Below are 7,319 nucleotides of genomic sequence, written 5' to 3'. Positions count from 1 at the left end.
ATATGTTTTTGGATTATTACAGTCAGTGGGTACCATTAATTAAATGAATATAATAAGACTGCTGACTGGCTCCCGGTTTCAGTTACTAATCCAGGAAGGGAAACAGGTTGATCAGTTGATAAAAAATAGCGGGGAGGCTCTGCTTAAACAGTCTTCGCCGGAACAGGAAAATGCGCTCCATTTTCAGTGGTACCGACATTCGCTCCCGAACCCTTTTCCAGTCGGAATTATAGTCATGCTCTTGATCCCTCCGCTTGTCTGGGGATGGACGACGATAATATATTACTTTGACCTTCCTGTTCCATTAAATGCCATATTATCAATATCCATTTCACCATTTATGGGGGTATACATTGCCTTTATACTCTGGAGATTAGGTCGTGGGTATGTCAGCGGATTACGCTTTATACATTACTTTTATCTTTTTAACGTACTACTGACTCTGACTGCTTTCTTTCTGACGGTCATAAAATCAATAGAGCTTAATAGCTGGATGGGGCAGTTTAGCTTTTTTCCTTTACAGTTACTGGCTATTTATTTATGCCGGCACGTCATGAACAGCAACTCATTTTATAAGATAATATCATTTCCCCGTACCACACGCCTGCTTGTTGAAGCTAAAAAAGCAAGAGAAAAGCTGCAAAGCACTAAATAACCACCACGAATTATGTGCTCTGTTTTTCTGTTTACCATGATGTATCTATAACTGTAATAAGCGGTATAGCTGAATACAGGCGCAACGCCGTATATATACAGCCACTTCTCAACGAACTGGCTCTTTTTTCTGTCCCCCAGGGAGGTTATATGTCACAAAAAGGACTGCATTTTACACTAAGTATCGACGGTCAGGCAGAGACTGCGCTGGCCGTGGTGGATTTCACCCTTTACCAGCAATACTCCTGTCCGTTTGTGATGGACGTGAATGTGACCAGCACCCTCTTCAGACTGACTGCTCCTGATTTCCTGGAAAAAAATGTCGTACTGACCATCTGGCAGGGGGACACTCCACAGCGCTATATCTGCGGCATCGTCACTACCGTGGCCCTGGGTAACAACGACAGCGTGCAGATGCATTATCACCTGGGCATCTCCCCGCCACTCTGGCGCTGTGGGCTGCGACAGAACTTCCGTATTTTTCAGCAGCTGGATATTAAGGCTATCTCCGACACCCTGCTCCGGGAAAACGGCGTCACCGGATGGAAGCCCCGGTTTTATGAAGACCATCCGGCCCGTGAATTCTGCGTGCAGTACGGCGAGTCTGACCTCGCGTTTCTGACGCGACTGTGGGCTGAGGAAGGGATCTTCTTTTTTGACAGACTCTCCCCGGACGGGCCGGAACACACGCTAACCCTGTGCGATGACGTCGCCGGATTGTACAGCATATCTGACCCTGTCCCCTTTAATCCGGGCACGACGACAGGAGTCACTGCTGAGTACATCAGCACGTTCCGCTATGAAGCCACCGTCAGCCCCTCTTCCGTGCAGAGTCAGGACTACACCTTTAAGGTCCCCGACTGGCCCGGATATTACGGCCATAAAGCCGACAACCTGAACGGGCAGTTGTCACAGTACGAGATTTTTGATTATCCCGGCCGCTTCAAGGATGAATCGCACGGACAAAATTTCACCCGCTATAAAATGGAAGGCTGGCGCAACAGTGCCGAAACGGCCACCTGTGCCAGCCATTCCCCGAAACTGTGGCCGGGAACCCGCTTTACCCTGTCAGGACACCCGACTGCCGTCCTTAACCGGGAATGGCAGGTGATAAGCAGTACGCTGACGGGGATACAGCCCCAGGCGCAGCACGGCAGCCAGGGACAGGGAACCACGCTCAGCAACGACTTTACCGTGATACCGGCCGATCGCACCTGGCGGCCAGACCTCCGGGAAAAACCGAAGGTGGACGGCCCGCAGAGTGCTGTGGTCACCGGTCCGGCGGGCGAAGAAATCTTCTGCGACGAATATGGCCGGGTGCGGCTGAAGTTCCTCTGGGACCGCTATCAGGACGGAACGGAAAACAGCTCCTGCTGGATACGGGTATCCCAGGCATGGGCCGGAGCCGGGTTCGGCAACCTCGCTATTCCCCGCGTGGGTCAGGAAGTGATTGTCGACTTTCTCAACGGCGATCCGGACCAGCCCATCGTGATGGGTCGTACCTACCATGAAGATAACCGCACCCCCGGAGACCTGCCCGGCACAAAAACGCAGATGACTATCCGCTCGAAAACCTACAAAGGCGGGGGATTTAACGAACTGCGCTTCGAGGATGCAACGGACCAAGAGCAGGTTTATATCCATGCGCAGAAGAACATGGATACGGAGGTACTGAACAACCGCACTACCGACGTAAAAGTGGACCATACAGAAACTATCGGTAACAACCAGAAAATAACCGTGGGGCTGGAACAAACGGTCACGGTAGGTAAAGAGAATGCCGGAGGGCATGACCAGACCGTGACGGTGGCTCATGACCAGAGCGTGAGTGTCGGCAATGACCAGACGCTGAATGTAACCAATGATCGCAAAAAAGATGTGGGTAATAACCAGGACAGTAAGGTAGTCGGCGACGATACGGAGAAAGTAGAGAAGTCTCAGAATATTACGATTGGGAAGGATTATACCCTGACGGTAACTGACAGCCTGACCATCAAAGTCGGGGAATGTGTTCTGAAAATGAGCAAGGATGGGACCATCATGCTGAACGGTGTAAAAATCCAGTTTAAGGCGGATGACTTTATTAAAGGCGTCGCCAGTACCGTTCATTTCAACTGATGCCAGGGAGATGCGCTATGTTAACCCGAACGGTACGACCTCTGCTTGCAGAACAATACTCAGATATGCTGGCTCGGGATTACCGGTCACGTAGCACGTTGTTGTCCTCACACTGTCATACACTCAGCGATCTCGCCCGCTTTGACCAGCGTATGCTGACCTGTTTGCAAGGGATGATGTTGCTGAAAGAGCAGACATCCGCTTATCTCCGGGGGCAACTTCAGGAACCATTATCGGCTGGAGAGCTATTTTCCGTTGCACTGTTTGCTGTCGGTACAGATGACGAATTTCTGCTGTCTGGTTGTCTGGGACTGACACAGGTGCTGCCCCGCCTCTTACCTGTATTGCTTTCAACTGCTGACTGGATGCCAGCACAATCCAGCTTATGGTCGCAGATACTGTCTCTCCCGGCCTGTCGGGCTTATGTGGCAGCAACCAGAAACGACCAGGTAACATCAGTGATGTTTAGCCAGAAGGACGTACTGGCACTCATTGAACAAGGGAGATGTGTTGACTATTTACTATATTTCCTGTGCCGGAACGATTCACCGTTATTTATCCCGGCGCTGGAAATGGTCTTTTCTTCAGGTCGGGATGAACTCATCCTCCAAGGATGCCGCGCCGTTTTATGCCTGCATTTGCTGGCGGATAAATATACGGATACTGCTGTCAGGCACCTTCATCTGCTGACCCATAGTAAAAGAGGCTCGATTCGTATCACTGCAGCCCAGTATCTGCTAATACACCAAGCCGATGTTTCCCATGATCTGGTGAGCCGCTTTGCTGAAGACGACACAGATATTCGTTTGTTGATTCAGGCTATGGGCTGGTCCGGATTGCCTGAATACATCCCTTCGTTAATGACTTACTTTGACAAACCTGAATATGCGCGCCTGAGTGTGTTATCTGTCATTGCCATTACCGGTTCGTTACCCGAGCGGGACGGCTGGCAGTGTAAAAAAAGCGAAGAAAACCGCCTCACAGCAATACCAGGGTCAGCCGACATACCGCAACGCGATCCTGAACAGGGAGTAAGCTGGCCGGAGAAAGAAACATTTGATCGCTGGTGGCAGACTCATCGGGGAAATTTTACACCTGATATGTCTTATCTGTGTGGACAACTGACCACACCGGAAGGGCTGAACACAGTTCTGAAGCAGGGGTATCTGTATTTTCGTCCCCTTGCATTAATGCGGATGAGGCAATTTTCTGAGCGAGCCGCTCTGCCAGCCCCAACTCAGCACCTGCTTTCCGGTCTGACCACTGAAAATAAATGAGGGAATAAAAATGCAGCAGACATTAGTGAAAACCATCATGTGCGATGAGAAAAAAAAAGGAACAGATGAAAAAACGGTGATGCCAGAAGAACTGATCTTCACAGCACAGCAAAAAATCACCCTGAGCTGCGGCAAATCATGCATCACGCTGCACCCGAACGGCAAGGTCGTCATTAAAGGTGAATATATTCTCAGCGATGCCGAGGGTATAAACCGTATATCTGGCGGACGCATTGAGGTGAACTGAACGGCAAAAGATGAGCAGGGCGCAGTGATTAAACAGGAGTGGCAATATGTGGCAGGTGAAAAATCAGACACCTTATGCAGTAAAAGGGAACTGGATCAGAAACCGACAGGGTGAGGAGATCTGGACTATCGTGCTGAAGGCAACATGGGATATTCTGCCTGATGGTACAACAACACTGGCCGCAGTCCAGCTACCAGTTAACACCGGGGCGGTACTTCAGGACAATGGCATAACATTGCGCTATGACACGGATGCAGGCCCAATAAAAGCAGCAACCGATATTGTGCTAAACGGTCATGCGTATTCACCGGACGGGAAAACGGTCAGCGTACTGCCCGTCGGATTGAAAGTCGGAAATGTTACCCGGCTTGCCCGTGTTTATGGGGAACGAATATGGGACGGTAACCAGTATGCTCAGTCAGCACCTTTTAGCAGAATGCCACTCAGTTACGATAAAATGAGCCGGGGAGGTTTTTTCCCATTCTGTGCCAGCTACTATAACCCAAATGGTATCCCGGTTGATGATCCGCCTGAAACCGGCATTTCCTCTTTACCCCATTTTGAATTTTGCAGTGACGAGGATTTCCCTGGGTTTGGTGCGCAACAACGATACTGGCCTGGGCGCTCACAGTTTGCCGGTACTTATGATGAAAACTGGCAAAACCATCGTGCCCCATTACTGCCGGATGATCTGGATGAGCATTACTGGCAGTGCGCCCCATCACCATTGTATGCAGGTGGCAGGCTGAAAGGTGGAGAGGTTGTTTGCTTGGGTAACCTGACCCCTCCGGATTATATTGCCAATGGACTATTGATTTTCAGACTCCCCCGTATCGTTCCAGCTTTTAAAACCCAGTTTTATGATGGCAGCATGAAAAGGCATCAGGCGAAACTGCATACTGTTATTATTGAGCCTGATTTTCCCCGTGTCACGCTGGTCTGGCACAGCGCCCTTCCCTGTCATCACCAGATAAACCAGCTTGAATCCACAACAGTTTCAGAGAAGCGACGCCTGTTTGTTAAAGCAAACGCGCTTCCTGTCAGATTCCCTGAATGGGAGGCATTACTTTGACAGCTATTATTGCAGCGGCCTGTACTTTTCCCTCTGGCCCCTCTCTTGCCCTGGCTGATATCGCTCACCGGCTTCAGTTTTCCCTGGTACGGAAACATCCTAAGTGGACTGACCGGTGCCGGATGCCAGTAAGAGCCTGTCATTTCCCGGAAATAGTATCAGCATCCCTGCCCGAACGTTTTCAACAGTTGATCCGGCAGGTACTGGCAGAACTGACGGATACCCTACCTGAACTGAAGCAAACGCAGCCTGCCCAGGTGGGGTTGCTACTTCCGCCACTGAGCAGACCGGGGATTGCTCCAGATCTGGCAGCAGTGGCAGAAGAGGTGGTGGTGGAAAGTACCGGCTGGCACAACTGCCCGCTGCATATTTTGCATGGTGGACAGGCAGAGGCCATTACCCTGATGGAAAGACTTGTTACCAGCCCGTTACCGGAGGATGCCGTCAGCATTCTGCTGGCCGTCGATTCATGGCTATCACCATCCTCTCTGAAGTGGCTGGATGACGAAAATTTACTGCATGGCGCACACCGGTTACACAACCGAAATGCACGGGAGAATCCCTACGGGCGGGTGCCATCCGAGGGTGCGGCGGCACTGGCTCTGACATCCACAGCCAAAAGGTACAGACCGTGGTGCCATATTCATGGTACAGGAACAGCCATTGAGGATATTTTGTATTCTGATGAAGGCATTTGCCTAGGCAAGGGGCTGCGTCAGTCGGCATTACAGGCGCTGGAAATGGCAGACACCACATCATTACGTTATGTGGTGAGTGATATAAATGGTGAGCCTTACCGGGCGGATGAACTGGGGTTTACCCTGCTGGCGCTGAGTGATTACCGCGATCGGGAGTTAGTACGGGAAACTCCCGTACTGGCATCAGGTGATCTTGGGTGCGCCAGTCTGCTGACACACATGGCGCTGAGTGCATGGCGAATGCATACATCAGGTGGACCTGGCGACACTCTCCTGCTTTCAACATCTGATGACGGACATCGTGGAGCGATAGTCATATCAGGGGGCGAGACAAAATGATAACCATTAATATCAACGGAATCACGCTGTGCCATAAAGGTAGCGGGGGCGTCAGCCACAACACATTGCCGGATGTGTGCAAAACCCCCCCCTTTGGTGCACCGGTGGCGTATGAAAATGAAGCGTACTCCGCGGATCTGGTAAAAGGCACAACCAGCGTGTTTGCAGATGGCGGAAATATGATAGCCAACATGGGTTCGCAGTTTGCGCGTAGCGTGTTTGATGAACCTGGTAGTATGGGTGGAATAATATCCGGGACAAACAAAGCAGAGACAGACTGGATTACCCATTCGTTTGATGTTTTTTTTGAGGGAAAACCGGCGTGCCGTTTAACCGATAAACTCTTCATGAATCACGGAAATACGGTGAATATGGCGGGGCTGATGCAGAAATCTCTTCCGCCTGTACCGGAACTGAATGATGATTTATTTTCGCAGTCTGTACAGGATCTAACTGAAACCAAAGATTATAAACCCGTGATCCGGTTGCAGGATGCACCAGGCATTAATGGTCTGCCCTTTATCGCCAAGGACTGGCACATCGTGGTTGCCTCATCTTACCTACAGGCTATTACCACCGATCAGTCTGTAATGGCAGGAACCAGTGATGGTTCAGGCTATCTGCTCAGTACGGAAGAACAGGAGCAGGAACTGATGCGTTTATATCAACAGACACCATCACAACTGTGGCTGGTAGAGGGCAACCGCGCTCATAAAATTTCGTTTTACCAGGCTGGCATGGAGCAGCCATTAGCCGTCCGGGACTATTATGCTCAGGACACAATGGGATATCACCAGGAGTTTAATCAGGTTATAGCTTCCTGCCCCGGAGATGAATTATGGGAATGCGTCAGACGTGAGTCAGGCGCGGCAGACGGTAATTCATTGCTCGATTTGCTGACAGGGAAGAAATAA

6 protein-coding genes are annotated in these 7,319 nt (G+C 50.6%); all 6 read left to right on the top strand.

Translation table 11 applies throughout. From position 1 onward, the window contains the following. Positions 1 to 804 precede the first annotated feature (804 nt). The 6 genes from FDX22_RS26235 (at position 805) to FDX22_RS32215 (ending at position 7,319) form a co-directional block, all read left to right on the top strand. Positions 805 to 2,772 (top strand): type VI secretion system Vgr family protein, encoded by a 1,968-nt coding sequence (locus FDX22_RS26235; RefSeq protein ID WP_146718002.1) that lies wholly within the window; start codon positions 805 to 807, stop codon positions 2,770 to 2,772. 17 nt (positions 2,773 to 2,789) lie between these two features. Beyond that, positions 2,790 to 4,049: a hypothetical protein gene (locus FDX22_RS26230; protein ID WP_146718001.1), complete on the top strand. Its 1,260-nt coding sequence runs from the start codon at positions 2,790 to 2,792 to the stop codon at positions 4,047 to 4,049. Between the two features lie 10 nt (positions 4,050 to 4,059). Beyond that, positions 4,060 to 4,296 (top strand): DUF2345 domain-containing protein, encoded by a 237-nt coding sequence (locus FDX22_RS26225; RefSeq protein ID WP_146718000.1) that lies wholly within the window; start codon positions 4,060 to 4,062, stop codon positions 4,294 to 4,296. Between the two features lie 46 nt (positions 4,297 to 4,342). After that, positions 4,343 to 5,368, top strand: a complete 1,026-nt coding sequence (locus FDX22_RS26220; protein WP_146717999.1) for a DUF2169 domain-containing protein — start codon at positions 4,343 to 4,345, stop codon at positions 5,366 to 5,368. Between the two features lie 122 nt (positions 5,369 to 5,490). Further along, the gene (locus FDX22_RS26215; protein ID WP_255433083.1) at positions 5,491 to 6,405 is read left to right on the top strand and encodes a hypothetical protein; all 915 of its coding nucleotides are present in this window, start codon (positions 5,491 to 5,493) and stop codon (positions 6,403 to 6,405) included. Then, on the top strand, positions 6,402 to 7,319 hold the full coding sequence (locus tag FDX22_RS32215) for a DUF4150 domain-containing protein (RefSeq protein WP_255433082.1): 918 nt from the start codon (positions 6,402 to 6,404) through the stop codon (positions 7,317 to 7,319). The genes FDX22_RS26215 and FDX22_RS32215 overlap by 4 nt, the downstream gene beginning before the upstream one ends.

Source organism: Citrobacter sp. TBCS-14, assembly GCF_005280805.1.
Lineage (GTDB): Bacteria > Pseudomonadota > Gammaproteobacteria > Enterobacterales > Enterobacteriaceae > Citrobacter > Citrobacter gillenii.
This window is presented reverse-complemented; position numbering and strand designations above follow the sequence as displayed.

Bases quoted from the DNA above. Each gene is read 5' to 3' on its own strand.
- FDX22_RS26235 (WP_146718002.1), top strand. From the start codon at position 805: ATGTCACAAAAAGGACTGCATTTTACACTAAGTATCGACGGTCAGGCA.
- FDX22_RS26230 (WP_146718001.1), top strand. From the start codon at position 2,790: ATGTTAACCCGAACGGTACGACCTCTGCTTGCAGAACAATACTCAGAT.
- FDX22_RS26225 (WP_146718000.1), top strand. From the start codon at position 4,060: ATGCAGCAGACATTAGTGAAAACCATCATGTGCGATGAGAAAAAAAAA.
- FDX22_RS26220 (WP_146717999.1), top strand. From the start codon at position 4,343: ATGTGGCAGGTGAAAAATCAGACACCTTATGCAGTAAAAGGGAACTGG.
- FDX22_RS26215 (WP_255433083.1), top strand. From the start codon at position 5,491: ATGCCAGTAAGAGCCTGTCATTTCCCGGAAATAGTATCAGCATCCCTG.
- FDX22_RS32215 (WP_255433082.1), top strand. From the start codon at position 6,402: ATGATAACCATTAATATCAACGGAATCACGCTGTGCCATAAAGGTAGC.